Below are 17829 nucleotides of genomic sequence, written 5' to 3' on the forward strand. Positions count from 1 at the left end.
CGATGGAGAACGATCCCCGCCCCCTCGGCCCTATCCTTGATCGGCGCGCACTGCTGAGAGCCGGAGGCGCCCTCGCCGTGGGCGCCGGTGCGGTCGGTGGCGCCGCGACGCTGGGCAATCTGGTCACGACCGCGACCGCTCAGAGGGGCATCGCCACCGACGAGCTCCGCATCGGATATCTGCCCATCACCGACGCGGCCCCGCTCCTGGTGGCGCACGGAGACGGCTACTTCGAACAGCAGAAGATCATCGTCGGTCGCCCTGTGCTCTTCCGCTCCTGGTCGTCGCTCATGGAGGCATTCCTCACCAGGCAGGTGGACCTCATCCACCTGCTCATGCCCTCGGCTGTCCAGCTCCGGTATGTCGTTGGCGCCGATGCCAAGGTGGTGAGCTGGAACCACACCGGGGGAGGAGCCATCACGGTGGCGCCGCACGTGAGGGACGTGGCCCAGCTCGCGGGGACGCAGGTGGCGATCCCCGGATGGTGGTCGATCCACAACATCCTCCTCCAGCGGGTGCTGCGCGCGCACGGGCTCACCCCGGTGGCGCGCCGTGCCGCGAGCCGGTCGGACAGGACCGTCGAACTCGTCGTGATGGGGCCCTCGGACATGATCCCGGCCTTGGCGACCGGGTCGATCTCCGCGTTCACGGTGGCCGACCCGTTCAATGCGGGTGCGGTCGCCCGGGGAGTCGGCTCGCTGCACATGATGCTCGATCAGGTGTGGCGGGATCACGCATGCTGCGTCACCGTCGTCCACGAGGATCTCATCGACCGCCGTCCCGACACTGTTCAGGCGCTGGTCGACGCGACCGTCGCCGCGCAGCTCGGGATCCGCGCGGACCGCACCTCCGCCGCCGCCCTCCTATCCGGGAAGGGGTACCTCCCACAGCCGCCCAAGGCGGTTGAGGTAGCGATGACGGGAACAGTGAGTGACCCCAGCGGTGGCAGAGCGCGCCCCAGGATCGACTTCCACCCTTATCCCTTCCCGAGCTTCACCTCCGAGCTCGTCCGTCAGATGCGGACGACGGTCGTCGATGGTGATGCCCGCTTCCTCGACGGGCTCGACCCCTCGACAGTCCACGGCGAGCTCGTCGACAACCGGTTCGTCCGCGCCTCGATTGCCCGCCACGGTGGGCCCACGGTTCTCGGTCTCCCCGCCTCCCTCACCCGACACGAACGGCTGATCTAGATGACGCTCACGGACTCGACCCCGGACCCAGCGACCGACGACGTGTCGGCGGCCACGGTGAGAGCCAGCCCATCCGTCTCCGGCTCGCGCGGCGGCCCGCGGACCGCCGGAGCGCGGCCGTCACGTCACCTCGCGCGTTGGGCCGCGGGGCTGCTGGGATTGCTCATCGGCCTCGGAGTGTGGACCCTGCTTACCTCTGGACTCGTCACTGACGACCCGGTGGTCAGTGGCATGGCGCCCGCGAAGACATGGTCCGGCTTCGGCGATCTGCTCGACAGGGGAGTGCTGCTGTCGGACGCCGCGGTCAGTCTGTACCGACTCGTTGCAGGCCTCGCCGCCGCCACGTTCCTCGGGGTGCCCCTTGGTCTCTGGCTCGGACTACGGCGGACCGCTGAAGCGGTGGCTGGGCCTCTCGTCCAGTTCCTGCGGATGATCTCGCCGTTGTCCTGGGCCCCGGTGGCAATCGCGGTGTTCGGGATCGGCAACGAACCCGTGATCTTCCTCGTGGCCGCTGCGGCTGTGTGGCCGATCCTGCTTTCGACCTCGGCCGGCGTGAACTCGATCGACCCCGGGTACCTCGATGTGGCGCGGACCATGGGCGCCAGCGGGTGGGAACGCCTCACACGGGTGGTCATCCCGGCGGTCCGGCCCTCGATCCTCGGCGGCATCCGCCTCGCCCTCGGCACAGCGTGGATCGTGTTGGTGCCCGCGGAGATGCTCGGCGTGCGTTCCGGTCTGGGTTACCAGATCCTCAACGCCCGGGATCAGTTGGCTTATGACCAGGTGATGGCGGTGATACTCGTGATCGGCATGCTCGGGTTCGTGTTGGACGCGCTGTCCAAATTGGTTCTTCGAGACCGCGTCGCTCGCTGAGCGGGTGCCCTTAGGGCGCCGCACGCTGACGGGTCAAGCCCTGCGCAGCTCGGAGGCGAGGTGATGGGTGAGGGGCTGACCGACCGCGGCCATGGCGAACGTGGTGGTGATGCGATCGCCGATGACCTCGTACCGCCGATGTGTGGAGTCGACCTGCTTGGCGGTGGCGCTGTTGTGCACGCGCGACTGGAGGTCCAACACCAGGGTATCCGCCTCGGCGACCACCGCCCCCTCGCACAGTTCGGTCTGCCCGGTGGGCTGGGCCAAGACGAACTCGACCGTCCCGTCACCGGGGACCCGCAGGTACCCGGTCTCGGTGTGCATGGGCGATCCTGTGGGCCCCCACGTGCGTTGGACGTAGTGCAGGAAGGGTTTGCCCACGTCGGTGAACGTGATCTCTTCGGTGTAGGTGAAATCGTCGATCGTCGGGTACGAACCCGCGCCCTCGCCCTTCCAGGTGCCTAACAGGGCGGCGACGGGGGACAGATTCGGTGCGAGCGTCAATGCGGGGTCCATGGCGCGAGGATAAGCCATCGGTGCCCCCGCGCGCGTCGTCAGCCGTCCCAGACCGGTTCGCCGTGCTCGTCGATCCGCAGACCCTCACTCGGCGCGTGCTCGGTGATCACGCCGGTGTGCATCAGGTGCCCCACGGGGAGTTCGTGGACAGTGGACACGACGTCGGCGACGATCCGGCGATGGCAGCGCCACCACACCGATTCCGAGCACATCACCGCGACCTGTCGCTGGCGGGCGTCGGCGACGACCCGCTCCAGTGCAGCACGGAAGTCCGGTTCCCGGGTCCAGGCACTGTATGCACGGAACGCCTCGACCCGCCACCAGGTGTCGGGGGATTCGCGTCGCTGTGCGGCGGTGAGGTTCCGCCGACCGCCCAGGTCCTCCTCCCAGCGATAGTCGATTCCCGCCTCACCAACGACCTCGGGTACCGCGCCCTTCGCCGCGGCGGAGTTGGCGCGGCTGCCTGGGAAGCGTCGGATGTCCACGAGAAGCTCGACGCCGGCGCCCGTGAACAGCGCCGCCAGCTCGTCGCGGTCCAGTCGGCCGTGCCCCACGGTGAGCAACATCAGCGCCCACTGTCCTGGTCCGCACTGGACCACGTCGCTCCGTCGTCGTCGCTGCACGGGGTGTCGCCCACGGTGCTCGGGTTGACCTCGGTGTGGGAACTCCGGTGCGGGAGTAGGTGCATGATCGCCACGACGACGGCTCCCACGGCGAGGCCGAAGATCAAGGCGCACGCGGTGTCGACCAGCCACGCGAGAACAGTGCCGACAGCGGCGATGTCCGCTGCTGGGTCGGCCAAGACGTGCACGAGGTGGTACGGCGCGGTCACACCGAGTTCGTCGAGGCCCACGAGGAGGATGTGGCCGCCAACCCACAGCATGGCGAGCATGCCGACGAAGGAGATCACCTCGAGGACCGTGGGCATCGCCTTGACCATGCCGCGGCCGAATCGTTGCACACCGGCCGACTCCTTGCCCGCCAGGTGAAGTCCGACGTCGTCCATCTTCACGATCATCGCGACGACGCCGTACACGAGGGCGGTGATGCACAGTCCCACCACCACGAGGATCACCGCCCGCGACCAGAATGCTTCGGACGCAACCTCGTTGAGGGCGATTACCATGATCTCGGCGCTGAGGATGAAGTCGGTGGTGACCGCCCCACGGACCATCCTGGACTCGGCCTCGGGGCCCTTCTCCGTGACGGGCATCGCTTCCTCGTGCTGCCCGGAGACCCGCTCCCAAACCTTCTCCGCCCCTTCGAAACAGAGGTAAAGGCCGCCAAGCATGAGGATGGGGGTGAGGATCCACGGCACGAACTGGCTGAGCAGGAGAGCAAAGACGATGATTATCGCTTTGTTCGCCAGCGAACCGAACGCGATCTTGCGGATGATGGGCAATTCCCGGGAGGGCTCGACGTCGCGAACGTACTGGGGGGTCACGGCGGTGTCGTCGACCACGACGCCGGCGGCTTTGACCGTGGCGCGGCCAGCGGCTGCGGCGACGTCGTCGGTACTTGCGGCCGCCATGCGGGCGAGTACTGCGATGTCATCGAGCAGGGCGGCGAGTCCACCGGACATGGAGATCTCACTTCGAACGAGCGGAAGGATCCGCGGCCGACAGAATCGACCCCGGCGGGTCGCCTTGTCACAGGATAGCGTCGTCTCACTCGATGGCGTCGAGGACCCAACGCAGCGTGGACACACCGGAGCGTCCCAGCGTTCGACCGAGTCCGTGGGATCCGAACGGCCCGTCCGGTAGGTCGAGCATCTCGCGCGCCCAGTCGGGCAATGCTGCGCCGGCGCCCTCCCGCAGCAGGGAATAGGCGGGTCGGTCAGCCCACGCCATCGGTGGCCCGTCGAGCAGGAAATGGCGCGCATCCATTGCGGCGGGTGACACCTCGAGCTCGGGCCGGTACTCCTCTAACGCCGCGTCGAGTTCGCGCACGGAGAGGGGCACATTTCTGGCGCCCAACATGAGGCCGGTCCTCGAGGCCTGCCGAACGTACTCGTCACGTTCAGTCGCGGACAGTCGTTCTCGTCCATAGAGCCGGTGGCATTCGAGGAAGCTCCAGATCTCGGCAACGTGGACCCAGCGCAGCAGGTGTGGGTCGCGGGCGTCGTACGGGCGGCCCCGGTAGTCGGTTCCCACCACCTTGCGGTGCACGGCGTTGATCGTCCGGATGAGGTCGGAGGCATCGGCGATCGTGCCGAAAGTCGTGGTGGCGATGAACTGCGAGGTTCGTTGGAGGCGCCCCCACGGGTCGCCCCGGTAGTCGCTGTGGTCGGCCACGCCGGCCATGGCCAAGGGGTGCAGCGATTGCAGGAGTAGCGCGGTGAGTCCGCCGGCGAACATGGACGCGTCCCCGTTGACGCGGCAGATGGTGTCCTCGGGAACGTTCCAGCGCGCGCCGTCGGAATGCCAGATCTGGTGGTGTCGCGCGTCGGCATCGTCGCCCGCCACCCGTGAGCGCACCACCAGCCCCATCCTGCGGCGGGCACCGCTCAAAGCGCGGGACGCTGTGGTCGTCACCCTTGCCATGGCGGACGCCCCCGTCGCGTGAAGTAGTCGTCTGCGTCACGATACCCCGGTTCCGAGCCCGCGAGCGGTATCGTCACCATCAATGACTGCGCAGCTGACGTCCCCGAATGGTCGCTCTCGTGTGCGGAGTGTCGCCGGGGTCGCCGGGGTTCTGGCCTCGTTGATGGCGATCAATCTCACCGCCAATCTGGCTGCGCTGCCCTTCCGCGAATGGATCGTTCCCCTGGCCGTGCTCACCCTCGTGGTGGTGGTCAAGGCGTGGGGCATGAGGTGGGCGGAGCTGGGACTTTCGGTGCAGCACATGCCCCGCGGTCTCGCGTACGGCCTCGCAGCGACGGTTGTCGTGGCGGCAGTGGTCACGGCGGGGTGCCTGATCCCCGCGACGAGCCCGTTCTTCCTGTCCGAGCGCTACTCGGATTTGCGCATGGCGGTGTTCTCGGCGTTGGTGTTGATCCCCCTGATGACGGTCTTGCCGGAGGAGTTCGCGTTCCGCGGGGTCCTGCAGGGCGCGCTCGAGCGGACCTTCGGTACAACCGGGGTCTTTGTGATCGGGTCGCTGGCGTTCGGCCTGTGGCATGTCACGTCGTCGCTCGGGCTCACGGCTGGGAACGCCGGCCTCGCGGACGTGCTCGGGACCGGCCTGGGGGGTCAGATCGCGGGTATCGGCTTGGCGGTGGCAGCGACCTCGGTGGCGGGGGCGGGCTTCATCTGGATCCGCCGCCGCAGCAGCAGCCTCCTCGCCCCGATCGGCCTGCACTGGGCGTTCAACGCCGTGGGTGCGCTCGCCGCGGCAGTCACGTGGCGCGCCCTGGCCGGCTGACCACCACCCACGTCGCGGTCACGGCGACGACCGCGCAGACCGCCATCACCACGGCCAGTGGTACCGCCGAGTCCGGCCCGGCGATTCCGGTAAGCGGCGAGACCAGGGCGGCACCGGCGAACTGGCAGGCACCGAGCAGCGCGGAGCCGGTACCGGAGCGGCCCCGGGTGGTCTGCATCGATAGCGCCGCCGCGTTGGGGAGAACCAGGCCAATCGACGTTGTGAGGAGTACGAACGAGACGGTGACCGGCGCCAGGTGCAGTTCCCCGGAAGGGGAGAGCGCGACCACGACGGCGAAGCTCGCGACCGCGATGACGACGCCGGCCATCCCGGTGGCCATCACCTTCTCCGGTCGGAACCTCCCGACGAAGCGGGCACCCGCGAGGTTTGACACCAGGATGCCCAGGGCGTTGACGGTGAACGCCACCGAATAGGCAGTCGGCGAGAGCCCGATCATGTCCTGGTAGACGAACGGACTCGCGGAGATGTACGCGAACAGGACCCCGAATGTGAAGACGAAGACCGAGACCCTGGCAAGGAACGGACCGTGCGAACCGACGTACCGCATGTCCGAGAGCGTCTCGGCGAATCCTCCGCTCCGGCGCTCGTCGGAGTGGAGGGTCTCGGGGACTATTGCCCAGACGCCGACGGCCGTGACGGCGGACAAGCCGGCGAGGAGCCAGAACACGCCACGCCAGCCTCCGAGAGGAACGACCATTCCGCCGATGAGGGGAGCGATCACGGGGGCGACGGACTGGATGGCCATCAGCATCGCGAAGGCCTTTGCCACACCCGTGCCGCGACCGACGTCGACGACGACAGCCTTGGTGAGGACCACGCCCGCGGCTCCGAAGAAACCCTGGAGAACCCGGCCGGCCAGCAAGACCCAGATCGACGGGGCGAGCGCGCACACCACCGCGGCGACCAACGTTCCGACCGAGCCGAGGACGAGGAGGCGGCGTCGACCGAGGCGGTCTGACAGCGGACCGATGACCAGCTGCCCGACACCCAACGCGATCAGGAACGCTGTCAGGGTGAGCTGGGCGGTCGAGGCAGAGACGCCGAACTCGCCGGTGATGAGTGGCAGGCCCGGGAGGTAGGTGTCGGTGGCGAACGGCCCGATCGCCCCGGCCAGTGCGAGGGCGACGAGCATCGTCCCGGGCACGGTTTTCGGGGCCGGGACCCCGTGCTGTCGCGGGGCGCTCACGAATCCAGCCCCGCGGCCTCGGCGGCGCTATCCGCCAGGCCGACACCGGTCCCCTCGTAGATGTGGAAGGCCACGTCGGCGCCCATGGAGATGAGTTCCTCGCGCTCGTCGTCATACTGGGCCACCACCGCGATGGTCCCCTCGAAGTCGCGTCGACCCACGTGGTCCATGGCAACGAGGTTAGAGCCGTGGAACGGCATCGCCAGCACGATGATCTCCACGTCGTCGTCGTTGATGCAGCGTTCCCAGAAGTCTGCCTCGGTTGCGTCGGCCTCGAGGACCCGCACCCCGTCCGCACGCAGCCCGCGAACCTTGACCGGGTCGTTCTCAACCCCGATTACCGTCAGGCCGTACTCCAAGGACAGACGATCGTGGACTGCGCGGCCGACGCGGCCCACGCCGAGGACGAGGGCCGTCGCGTTCGCGAGGTCGATGTGCGCGTCGTCCGGGTGGAACCGGTTGGAGCGCGGCGTGGGCACGAAGGCGGAGAGTCTATTCACCAATCCAGTGCCGCGCCGGTTGACGAGGGTGGAGAAGACGAAGCTCGCGGCCACCGCGACGGAGGTGACGACGAGCCAGTCCCCCACGATGAGGCCCGCCTGGACCCCGGAGGCGATCACGATGAGACCGAACTCCGAGAAGTTGGCCAAGGCCAGGCCGGCAAGAATCGAGGTGCGTTTGCGCAACCCGAACGCGGCCAGGGCCAGGGTCAGCAGCGCGCCTTCCACAGGGAGCAGGGCGGTGAGCAGCAGTCCGAGGAGGACGGTCTCGGTGGTGGGATCAACGTGAAGGCCGATCGAGACGAAAAAGCCCACGAGCAGAAGTTCACGAAAGCCGAACAGTGTGCGGGAGAGTTCGGCGGCCCGTGGGTGGCTGGCGAGGAGCACGCCGACGACCATGGCGCCGAAATCGCCTTTGATACCCACGCTCTCGAAGAGCCAGTAGCCGGGAACGAGGGCGATGGTGATCCCGAAAAGGGTCTGGAGTTCGCCATGCCCGAGCCGATTCCACAGTTTGTGTACGAGCCACGCCCCGGGTAGGAGGAGAATCAGCGCGGCAGCCCACGGGCTTGGTGACTCGCCGCTCATGACGGTGAGGAATGCCACGGCTACGACGTCCTGAAGGACGAGCACACCGATCGCGATGCGGCCGTAGAGGGAACTCGCCTCCGAGCGATCGTCGAGAACCTGGACCACGAAAACCGTGCTGGAGAACGAAAGCGCGAATCCCAGGAGTGCGAGCACCTGCCAGTCCTCCCCGGCGAGCATGCGGACGCCGATGGTGGCGAGCAGTCCGAGGAACCCGGTGGTGAGGCCGACGACAGCGATGAGGTTGGCCATGGTGGCGACGATCACCTCGCGCCGGAACAACATCCGCAGGTCGAGTTTGAGGCCGATCGTGAAGAGCAGGGTAGTGACACCGAAGTCGGCCAGCGTGTCAACCACGGGGAGCTCATCGATGCCTGGGCTGTGGAGGATGAAGCCAGCGGCGAGATAGCCGATGAGGGTCGGGAGTTTTACCATTCGCGCGACGAATCCGCACGCGAACGTGACCACGAGGTAGATCGCGACTGTCTCCACGGTTCAGCGTCCCCGGGGACCGGAATCAGCGGATCTCGACGACCGGTTGGCCGTCCAGGTACGCGATGGTGCCGTTCTCGAAAACCGAGATCCAACCGCCGTCCGTGGTGGCTTCGTCTGCGGTGGGGAAGCCCAGTGCGCCCGCGGGGCCGCCGGCCTCGAGATAGGAGGTGAGGATCTCGCCTTGGACCACGAAAGCGCGCCCGGACGGCGTGAGCACGATTGATCCCCTCTCAAAGTCGGTGATCGATCCGCCCTCTACCACGGTCACGGGTCCCGTCACGCGGCCGAGATCGCTCTTCTCGCCACCTAGTTTGTCCCAGCGATCTGCGACCGCCACCGGGATGTTGATTGCCGAGTCGGCGGGTCCGGGCACGGGGGTCGAATTCGTCGTCACCCTCTCCTCCGAGGTCGCAGGCGCGGCGGTCTCACCGGTGCCGCCACTGCCTTCTCCGGAGCAAGCGATCAGACTGGCACCGAGGACTGTGGCGAGTGCGAGAGGGGCAAGGGCACGCGTCAACCTGTCCATGAACGGTGATACTAGTCCGCCCTTCCCGCTCGGCGGAAAGGGCGGACTATGCGGCTGGCTCGTCAGTTCTGGTTGACGGTGGCCTCACCGGTGGAGGAATCGAAGGTGATTTCTCCGTTCTCAAACGTGGAGACGAAACCGTTCTCGTTGGGGGTTTCATCGGTAGTGGGGAAGCCGAGGTCGCCAGACGGGCCCCCGTCCTCCATGTACTTCTCGAGGATGACGCCCTGGACGAGGAACGCCTGGCCGTCGGGATTCTGGATGAGCGTGCCACCCTCGAACTCCATCATCTGTCCACCGGCGACCTCGGTGGCCCCGCCGGTCGCGGCGCCGAGATGGTCGGAATTCGCGCGGATCTCCTCGTACTTCTCCGCGATGCCGGCCGGCGCTTCTACTTCGGAGCCGTCAGCAAGTGTCAGCGTGGTGGTCGCCGTGCCATCGCCTTCCGCATTTTCGCTCTTGGAGCCAGCGTCGGAGTCCTCGGTCCCTGACGCCTCGGATTTTTCAGGGTCTCCTGATGCGGTCATGCTGTCGACGGCGGAGGCGACCGAGTCGGTGGCGCCCTCCACGTCCACGTTGGCGTTGTCGGTACTGCAGGCAGCCGAGAGTGCGAGCAGTGCTGCCGCAGAGGCGGCGATCACGGTCTTGCGCATTGGGATTCCTTTCATCCCGTATTCGTGTCGGACGCGGTCGACCGTATGGGGCCGAGGGCGTCTTCAGGGCGAAGTGCACATCACTATTTGATAAACGATCGATGACCTGGTGTGCAGTGCCTCAGATACTCACCTTCGGGTGTGTCGTGTCATATGCCCGGGCGCTTACCGATCGTCAGTGTGACCTCGCCGGTGTGCGCGAAGAAGTCCTCGCCCTTGTCGTCGACAACGATGAAGGCGGGGAAGTCCTCGACCTCGATCTTCCACACAGCCTCCATTCCGAGTTCCTCGTACTCGATGACCTCGACGTGCTTGATGCAGTCCTGGGCCAGTCGCGCAGCCGGACCGCCGATGGAGCCCAGGTAGAACCCCCCGTGGGTCGCGCACGCGTCGGTGACCTGCTTGGACCGGTTGCCCTTGGCCAGCATCACCATGGAGCCGCCGGCGGCCTGGAACTGTTCGACGTAGGAGTCCATCCGGCCCGCGGTGGTAGGGCCGAACGAACCCGACGGCATGCCTTCCGGCGTCTTGGCGGGACCTGCGTAGTACACGGGGTGGTCCTTGAGGTATTGCGGCATCGCCTCGCCGGCGTCGAGGCGCTCCTTGATCTTGGAGTGCGCGATGTCGCGGGCCACCACCAGCGGACCGGTCAGTGACAGCCGGGTCTTTACGGGGTGCTTGCTCAGCTCGGCGAGGATCTCCGGCATCGGCTTATTGAGGTCGATTCGCACCGCGGCGCCCTTGCCCGTGCCAGAGATGCCGTCGGTGGCGGCGTCGAGTTCCGCGTCGGTGGTGGCGGGCAGGAACCGGCCCGGCTCGAACTCCAACTGTTCGAGGAACACGCCCTCCGTGGTGATCTTGGCTTTGGCCTGGCGATCCGCGGAGCACGACACCGCGATAGCCACGGGCAGCGAGGCGCCGTGGCGGGGTAGGCGGACGACGCGGACGTCGTGACAGAAGTACTTGCCACCGAATTGAGCACCGATCCCGATTTGTTGGGTCAGTTCGAAAACCTTCTCCTCGAGCTCCACGTCACGGAAGCCGCGTCCGGTCATCGCGCCCTCGCGGGGGAGCTCGTCAAGGTAGTGCGCGGAGGCGAGTTTGGCGGTCTTGAGTGCGAACTCCGCCGACGTGCCGCCCACCACGATCGCCAGGTGGTACGGCGGACAGGCGGCGGTCCCGAGCGAGCGGATCTTCTCCTCGATGAACTGCATCATCCGCTCGGGGTTCAGTATCGCCTTGGTCTCCTGGTACAGGAACGACTTGTTGGCCGACCCGCCGCCCTTGGCCATGAAGAGGAACTTGTAGGAGTTCTCGCCGCCCGGGGTGGTATTTGCACCGATCTCGATCTGCGCGGGCAGGTTGGATCCGGTGTTCTTCTCGTCCCACATCGTGATGGGCGCGTTCTGCGAGTAACGAAGGTTGAGCCGGGTGAAGGCGTCATATACGCCCCGTGCCACGGCCTGCTCGTCCGGGCCCGGAGTGAGTACATGCTGGCCGCGCTCACCCTTGACGATCGCCGTACCAGTGTCCTGGCACATCGGCAGTACACCGCCTGCCGCGATATTCGCATTCTTGAGAAGGTCGAGCGCCACGAACTTGTCGTTGTCGCTGGCTTCAGGGTCGTCGAGGATTTTGGCGACCTGGGCCAAGTGGTCACTACGGAGGTAGTGGGAGATGTCGTGCATCGCCGTCTCCGTGAGCAGGCGAATGGCCTCGGGGTCCACCTTGAGGAACCTGATGCCGTCGGGCCCCTCGACCGTCGAGACGCCTTCGGTAGTGAGCAGGCGGTACTCGGTGCTGTCCTTCCCGACGGGAAGGAGGTCCTCGTAGAGGAAGTCGACCATCGAAAGGCTCCTGTTTCTGCAGGTGGACAAACCGACCCCAGGATAGTGGTCGGAGTCACCGGGTCAGAATCGGGTGTGGAGCAGGGGCACGAACCTGTACCCGCCGTGATCGGTCACCTCGATGTTGCCGTCGGCCCGCCGGACGCGGTGCATCCTGCCAGCCCACGGAGCCACCATCACGCCATCCGGCGAGAGCTGGTCCACCAGCTCCTCGGGGAGCTCGTCGGCCATTGCCGACACCAGGATGCGGTCGAACGGGGCGAGCTCGGGGAGGCCCAGCACCCCGGGCTCGGCCTGGTGAACGACTACCCACGGTTGCCGAATTGCTGCCCGGGAGCGCTCCACCAGTTCGGGGACCAACTCGACGGCGAACACCGCGGACTGTGGCCCGCCGAGCTCGCCGAGGATGGCCGAGGTCCATCCGCTGCCGGAGCCCACATCGAGGACCCGCATTCCGGGGAACGGGTCCAGGAGCGTGAGCATTGTCGCCACCGTGGACGGCTGGGAATTGGTCTGCCCGTGGCCGATTGGCAGCGGCGCATCCAGCTCGTGGTCCGTGGCGACCTCCTGGGGAAGGAAACGACGGCGATCCTGCGTGCGCATAGCCTCCGCTACGTTCCGGGCGACCACCGTGGCACCTTCTCTCGTTCGTCGTTGGTTTTTGATCGGCGTCCGGTTCGAGCTCTACGCCTCGCCGAGAACTCGCGTCCCGCCCTCGGGGTCGAGGTCGTCGATCGCGTCGTGGCGTTCCCCGTCAAGGCCCTGACCGCTCGGCTCGGGAGAGTCGACCTCCGGGCGCTCCGCAGCCAATTTCTCGTCGAGGGTGTTGTGCTCCTCGACGGGCTTCCACGACTCCGGTGCGTCGACAGTCAGGTCTTCTCCGTCGGTCGAGATGACGTCGGCGTCCAGTCCCTCGCTGCCGTCGAGGGTGTTCTCGTCGTAGTCGCCGTCGGTGTCCTGGTCGTACTCGCGTTCGGTGCTCATGAACCCGATTGTCCTGAATGGCGACCGCCCGCGCATCCGGTTGGAGGCCGCCCGTGGGGATGGCGTGGCGTTTGCGCTCGGTGTTGTGAGGTATGCCTGCCCTACTACTTGCTTGGGCAGGCTGCGTCTGACTAAGGTAAGCCTTGCCTATTCTTCAATCTCTGGAGTGACATGAAGCGATTCCCCAAGATCGTCGCCACGGCGGCGGCGGTCGCCCTTGCCGGTGCTGCGTTAACCGCGTGCGGCAGTTCGGATGCGCAGTCCGGCGGGAACGACGCGAAGGGTCCTAGTCGGGTCGTTCTCACCAGCCACGCCGCCGCCGACACCCTGAACGAGCTCGACCTCGAGGATCGCGTCGTCGGCTTGGTCAAGTCCGGCGTCTTCCCTGCTGCGCTCGACGATTACTCGGGTGGTGAGTTCACGGACATCGGCAGTCTGAAGGAGCCGAAGATGGACGTGATCGCCGAGCTGGGGCCCGATCTCATCCTGTTCGGAAACCGTACTCGGGAGATGGAGCCCGAGTTCGCGAAGATCTCCGACCGGGTGATCGCCGGCGACCCCGACACCTCCGAGACGATCGCGTCCAACCGCGCGAAGGTCGAAGAGGTCGCTGCGCTGTTCGGAGCCCAGGACAAGGCCTCCGCTGAGCTCGACAAGATCGACGAGAAGGTGGCCGAGACCCGCGCAAAGGCCGAAGGTGCGGGGACGGCCCTCGTGCTCATGACGTCTGGCGGCAAAGTCACCGGCTACGGTCAGGGCTCGCGGTTCGACCTGATCTTCAACGAGCTCGGCATGGCCCCCGCTGGTGAGCTCGAGGCCGAGGGCAGCCACGGTGCCCCGCTCAGTTGGGAACAGATTGCCGAGCTCAACCCCGACCACGTCTTCGTCATCGACCGTGACGCGGCGATCGGCTCCGAGGGGGAGGCCGCCTCATCCCTGCTCGACAACCCCGTATTCAGCCGGACCGCTGCCGCGACCAACGGCAAGGTCCACTTCCTGAATGGCCAGAACTGGTACCTCGTCGGGGGCGGTCTGGGTGTCCTGGAAGCCATGATCGACGAGATCGACTCCGCCGTCTCCTGACGGTAGAAGGACAATGCAGATGACGACGACGGTGGAGCGCCGGCCGCAGCGGGGCTCTCTGTGGCCGGTCCTCGGCGTCGTCGCGCTCGCGCTCTCACTCGTCGCCAGCGTGTTCGTCGGCGCGGCCGACATCACCGTGTGGGAGGCGCTCACCGGCGGACTTACCGAGGCGCACCGCGTCTACCTAGTCGAGGCCCGTTTGCCGCGCACCGCCGCGGCCGCGCTCGCCGGAGCGTCACTTGCGATCGCCGGCCTGCTCATGCAACTGCTCACCCGTAACCGTTTCGTCGAGCCATCGACCGCCGGCACCGTCGAATCGGCCGGGCTGGGGCTGGTAATGGTAGCCATTATCGCCCCGGGTGCTCCGATCGTGCTCAAGATGTTGGTGGCTCTTGTGTTCGCGCTCGCCGGGACCGCCCTGTTTCTCGCCTGTATCCGGCGCGTCCCGGTATCGGACTCGTTCGTGGTGCCCCTCGTCGGCATCATGTTGGGTTCCGTGATCGGCGCAGTCGCGGCTTTCGTGGCGCTGTCCCGCGACCTGCTCCAGATGCTCAACTCGTGGATGCTTGCCGACTTCTCGGCGGTCCTGGCCGGGCGGTATGAGTTGTTGTGGCTGGTCGCGGTCCTGGGCGGCCTGGCTTACATTGCCGCCGACCGCTTCACCGTCGCAGGTCTGGGGGAGGACGTCTCGACCGGTCTCGGGCTGGACCACAGGACCGTCGTTGCGGCCGGGATGTCGATAGCCGCCGCCGTCGCCGCCGTGGTGGTGGTGACGGTCGGCGCCCTCCCGCTGCTCGGACTCGTCGTTCCCAACGTGGTCTCACGCCTGGTGGGCGACGACGCCCGGCGGGGTCTGCCATTCGTGGCCCTGCTCGGGGCGGTGACTGTCCTGATCAGCGACATGGTGGGCCGGGCTCTGCCCGGGTTCTTCGCGGGCGGCGCTCCCGGTGCCGGCGAGGTCCCCGTGGGAACGATCGTCGGGATCCTTGGTGGCGCCGTCTTCCTGGTCATGATGCTGCGAGGAGTGCGCAATGCCTGAGATCGACGTCCTCGTCGCGCCCGCGGCGGGTGTGCCAGGGGGGCGGACGCGAGCCAACGCAGATCACCGCCGTCGGTGGATTGTGACCCTCGTGTGCTTCGCCGTGGCAGTCGCGGCCATCGCCGCCCTTGTACTAACCGGGCTGCCGGGCACTGTGGGGTCCAAAGCTTGGACCTATTCTCTCGACCGTCTTTCCCGGCACGCGGTGGCGATCGTCCTGGTCTCCGTGGCTGTCGGAGTCTCCACTGTGCTTTTCCAGACCGTCACCGGCAACCGGATCCTGACGCCGGCGTTGATGGGGTTCGACTCGCTGTACCTGCTTATCCAGACGACGCTCGTATTCTTCATGGTCCCCAGGGATGCCGCTGTCGCCGGGGGACTGCTGAGCGGCGGACTCTCCGGTTTCCTCGGCCAGACCGCGATCATGGTGGTCGCGTCGACCGCGCTGTACCTCTGGCTACTCGGGGGCCGGAAGTCCGATATCCACTTACTGTTGCTGGTGGGCGTCGTGTTCGGCGTGTTCTTCCGCTCCGCCTCCACGTTCTTGCAGCGCCTGCTAGACCCAGCGGCCTACCTGCAGGTCCAGGACGCAATGTTCGCGAGTTTCCGCGGCGTGCAGTTGGACGTGCTGCTGGCCTGCGGGCTCATCGTGGTCGCGGGACTCGTCGTTGTGGCGATCCTCGGGCGCAGGCTCGACGTGATGCTGCTCGGACGCGACCCCGCCATCGCCCTCGGCGTCAACCACCGAAGAGTCACGATCGTGGTCTTGGTGGTGGTCTCTTTCCTTGTCTCGGCCTCGACGGCGCTGATCGGGCCGGTGATGTTCTTCGGGCTCATCGTCGCCAATGCGGCATATGCCCTGCTCGGCACCACCCTGCACCGGTTCACCCTCCCGGTGGCCTCACTTCTGGGCGTCATCGCCCTCGCGGGGGGCGAGATGATCCTGGGCACCCTCGGCGTCGAGTCCGCGCTGAGCATCGTCATCGAGTTCGCCGGTGGGCTTCTGTTCCTGTTCCTGCTCCTGACCAACCGCGCACGCTGAAAGGAAGGCACGTCATGTCTCTTCTCCCGTTCCGACGCCGCGACGATCGATCCGGTGAGAGGCGGTGGTCGACTGACTGCGGTATCGAGGCGCAATCGGTGTCCTCGTCCTACGGTGACACTCGGGTGCTTCACGAGGTCTCGGCGTGTTTCGCGCACGGCGGTGTGACGTCTCTCATCGGCCCCAACGGCGCGGGAAAGTCGACTCTGCTGGGGGTCATGAGCCGGCTCCAGGAGGCAGACTCGGGGACGGTGCTCGTCGACGGTGTCGACGTGTCCGTTAACGGTGGGCGTGAACTGGCCCGACGCCTCGCCGTGCTCCGCCAGGACAACGCGGTGTCGATCCGGCTCACCGTTCGTGAGCTCGTGGGTTTTGGAAGGTTCCCTCACAACGGCGGCCGACCCAGCCCTGACGACGACGACCACGTCGACTACGCCCTGCGAGCAATGGAACTCGAGGGTCTCGCCGACAGGTATCTCGACGAATTGTCCGGCGGGCAGCGCCAGCGCGCGCACATCGCGATGGTTCTCGCACAGGACACGGACTACGTCCTGCTGGACGAACCGCTCAACAACCTTGACCTGCGTCATGCGACCTCGATCATGCGACTGCTAAGGCGCACCGCCGCAGACCGAGGCAAGACGATCGTGCTCGTCATCCATGACATCAACATCGCCGCCGCCTATTCGGACCGGATCATCGCCATGAAGGACGGCCGGATCGTCTCCGACGGCACGCCGGCCGAGATCATGTGCACCGACGTCCTCAAGGCGGTGTACGACATGGAGATGCAGGTCGCCGAAGTCGCCGGGCGATACGTGGCTCTGTACTTCGATGGAGAAGAAGAACTGGGTGAGTGCGAGATGGCGATGTCCACCGCCTGATCTCGGCTTCCGGGTCGAACTGCAGCGCTAGGCTCACCTCCATGCGATTCGGACTCTTCCTGCCCCAGGGGTGGCGCCTCGATCTCGTCGACGTGCCGGCCACCCGTCACTGGCCGGTCATCTCGGACCTGGCCGCCCGCGCGGACGCCGGGCCCTGGGAGTCGGTGTGGGTGTACGACCACATGCACACCGCGCCCCTGACTTCGACCGGGGCAACGCACGAGGCGTGGAGTCTGATGTCGGCGTTGGCCGCAACCACCTCTCGCGTGCGGCTCGGTCAGATGTGTACCTGCATCGGCTACCGAAATCCCGCGCTTTTAGCGAAAATGGCCGCGACGGTCGACCACATTTCCGGCGGCCGGGTGGAGATGGGGATCGGCGCCGGGTGGTACGAGCACGAGTGGCGGGCGTACGGCTACGGGTTCCCCACGGCAGGCGAGCGGCTGGGCATGCTCGACGAGGGCGTACGCATCATGGCCGAGGCATGGTCCGACGGCGTGGTGTCCATTGACGGCGAGCACTTCCGCGTCGACGGGGCGATCGTGCAGCCGAGGCCCGTGCAGGAGGGTGGCATCCCCATGTGGGTCGCGGGCGGCGGCGAACGCAAGACCCTCCGGACCGCAGCCCGGTATGCCGACTACACCAACTTCGACGGCACAGCCGAGGGTTTCGCCCATAAGTCAGAGGTCCTGCGCAGGCATTGTGAAGATATCGGTCGTGACCCGGCGGAGATCACTAGGAGCGCGAACTACAACGTGGCGATCGGGCAGACCGAGAAGGATGTGACTGACCGGCTGGCGTTCCTCCGGGATCGGATGTCCACTCACGTCGGTCCCGATGAGGCAGAACGCGAGCTCGGTGCATATCGCGGACTTCCGGCGGTGGGAACACCCGAGCAGGTCGTAGAGAAACTGTCAGCGCTCAAGAGGTTGGGAATGGAGTACGGCATCTTCTACTTTCCCGAGATCGCCACCGACACATCAGGGCTGGAACTTTTTGAACGCGAGGTCATCCCTGCACTGGCCTGAGGGCTCCGAGA

At 66.7% G+C, this 17829-nt stretch carries 19 protein-coding genes; 8 read left to right on the plus strand and 11 right to left on the minus strand.

Going from position 1 to position 17829, the window contains the following annotated elements; genetic code table 11:
* The first annotated feature begins 2 nt into the window (after positions 1-2).
* Both FQ137_RS09075 and FQ137_RS09080 read left to right on the plus strand, forming a co-directional pair.
* Complete coding sequence (locus FQ137_RS09075; protein ID WP_149292093.1) at positions 3-1190, plus strand: ABC transporter substrate-binding protein; 1188 nt, start codon at positions 3-5, stop codon at positions 1188-1190.
* Entirely contained in the window at positions 1191-2063 is an 873-nt protein-coding gene (locus FQ137_RS09080) for an ABC transporter permease (protein WP_370452338.1), read from the plus strand.
* Positions 2064-2096: 33 nt separating this feature from the next.
* Here FQ137_RS09080 and FQ137_RS09085 read toward each other — a convergent pair whose 3' ends face one another.
* The 4 genes from FQ137_RS09085 to FQ137_RS09100 all read right to left on the minus strand — a co-directional run bounded on the left by FQ137_RS09085 (position 2097) and on the right by FQ137_RS09100 (position 5122).
* On the minus strand, positions 2097-2579 hold the full coding sequence (locus FQ137_RS09085) for an FABP family protein (RefSeq protein WP_149292094.1): 483 nt from the start codon (positions 2577-2579) through the stop codon (positions 2097-2099).
* A 38-nt stretch (positions 2580-2617) separates the two neighbouring features.
* Positions 2618-3145, minus strand: coding sequence for a DUF488 family protein (locus FQ137_RS09090; protein ID WP_149292095.1), 528 nt, complete (start codon positions 3143-3145; stop codon positions 2618-2620).
* Positions 3145-4161 (minus strand): DUF808 domain-containing protein, encoded by a 1017-nt coding sequence (locus FQ137_RS09095; RefSeq protein WP_149292096.1) that lies wholly within the window; start codon positions 4159-4161, stop codon positions 3145-3147. The genes FQ137_RS09090 and FQ137_RS09095 overlap by 1 nt, the downstream gene beginning before the upstream one ends.
* Before the next feature lie 85 nt (positions 4162-4246).
* Positions 4247-5122, minus strand: a complete 876-nt coding sequence (locus tag FQ137_RS09100; protein ID WP_149292097.1) for an oxygenase MpaB family protein — start codon at positions 5120-5122, stop codon at positions 4247-4249.
* 82 nt (positions 5123-5204) lie between these two features.
* On the opposite strand from FQ137_RS09100, the gene FQ137_RS09105 reads away from it, so the two are divergent.
* Positions 5205-5942 (plus strand): CPBP family intramembrane glutamic endopeptidase, encoded by a 738-nt coding sequence (locus FQ137_RS09105; protein ID WP_149292098.1) that lies wholly within the window; start codon positions 5205-5207, stop codon positions 5940-5942.
* Here the strand turns inward: FQ137_RS09105 and FQ137_RS09110 are convergent.
* From FQ137_RS09110 to FQ137_RS09140, 7 genes are all read right to left on the minus strand, one after another.
* The gene (locus FQ137_RS09110; RefSeq protein WP_255583897.1) at positions 5917-7149 is read right to left on the minus strand and encodes a multidrug effflux MFS transporter; all 1233 of its coding nucleotides are present in this window, start codon (positions 7147-7149) and stop codon (positions 5917-5919) included. The genes FQ137_RS09105 and FQ137_RS09110 overlap by 26 nt on opposite strands.
* The gene (locus FQ137_RS09115; protein WP_149292099.1) at positions 7146-8729 is read right to left on the minus strand and encodes a cation:proton antiporter; all 1584 of its coding nucleotides are present in this window, start codon (positions 8727-8729) and stop codon (positions 7146-7148) included. Before FQ137_RS09115 ends, FQ137_RS09110 begins: the two co-directional genes overlap by 4 nt.
* A gap of 25 nt (positions 8730-8754) precedes the next feature.
* On the minus strand, positions 8755-9258 hold the full coding sequence (locus FQ137_RS09120) for an LGFP repeat-containing protein (protein ID WP_149292100.1): 504 nt from the start codon (positions 9256-9258) through the stop codon (positions 8755-8757).
* Between the two features lie 62 nt (positions 9259-9320).
* Entirely contained in the window at positions 9321-9911 is a 591-nt protein-coding gene (locus tag FQ137_RS09125) for an LGFP repeat-containing protein (protein ID WP_188064867.1), read from the minus strand.
* 149 nt (positions 9912-10060) lie between these two features.
* Positions 10061-11758 carry a fumarate hydratase gene (locus FQ137_RS09130; protein WP_149292101.1) on the minus strand — a complete coding sequence of 566 codons (1698 nt, stop codon included), beginning with the start codon at positions 11756-11758 and terminating at the stop codon, positions 10061-10063.
* 63 nt (positions 11759-11821) lie between these two features.
* Entirely contained in the window at positions 11822-12388 is a 567-nt protein-coding gene (locus FQ137_RS09135; RefSeq protein ID WP_255583900.1) for a protein-L-isoaspartate O-methyltransferase, read from the minus strand.
* Positions 12389-12442: 54 nt separating this feature from the next.
* Complete coding sequence (locus FQ137_RS09140) at positions 12443-12742, minus strand: hypothetical protein (protein ID WP_149292103.1); 300 nt, start codon at positions 12740-12742, stop codon at positions 12443-12445.
* Between the two features lie 171 nt (positions 12743-12913).
* Here FQ137_RS09140 and FQ137_RS09145 point away from each other — a divergent pair, with 171 nt between their 5' ends.
* The 5 genes from FQ137_RS09145 to FQ137_RS09165 are packed head-to-tail and all read left to right on the plus strand — an operon-like array spanning position 12914 to position 17818.
* Positions 12914-13825 (plus strand): siderophore ABC transporter substrate-binding protein, encoded by a 912-nt coding sequence (locus FQ137_RS09145; protein ID WP_149292104.1) that lies wholly within the window; start codon positions 12914-12916, stop codon positions 13823-13825.
* A gap of 19 nt (positions 13826-13844) precedes the next feature.
* Positions 13845-14864 (plus strand): ABC transporter permease, encoded by a 1020-nt coding sequence (locus FQ137_RS09150; protein ID WP_149292105.1) that lies wholly within the window; start codon positions 13845-13847, stop codon positions 14862-14864.
* Entirely contained in the window at positions 14857-15906 is a 1050-nt protein-coding gene (locus FQ137_RS09155; protein ID WP_149292106.1) for an iron chelate uptake ABC transporter family permease subunit, read from the plus strand. The genes FQ137_RS09150 and FQ137_RS09155 overlap by 8 nt, the downstream gene beginning before the upstream one ends.
* Before the next feature lie 14 nt (positions 15907-15920).
* Positions 15921-16790, plus strand: a complete 870-nt coding sequence (locus FQ137_RS09160) for an ABC transporter ATP-binding protein (protein WP_149292107.1) — start codon at positions 15921-15923, stop codon at positions 16788-16790.
* A 41-nt stretch (positions 16791-16831) separates the two neighbouring features.
* A complete protein-coding gene (locus tag FQ137_RS09165; RefSeq protein ID WP_149292108.1) occupies positions 16832-17818 on the plus strand; it encodes an LLM class F420-dependent oxidoreductase in 987 nt (328 codons plus the stop codon).
* The last annotated feature ends 11 nt before the right edge of the window (positions 17819-17829 follow it).

It is taken from the genome of Dietzia sp. ANT_WB102 (assembly GCF_008369165.1).
Classification (GTDB): domain Bacteria; phylum Actinomycetota; class Actinomycetes; order Mycobacteriales; family Mycobacteriaceae; genus Dietzia.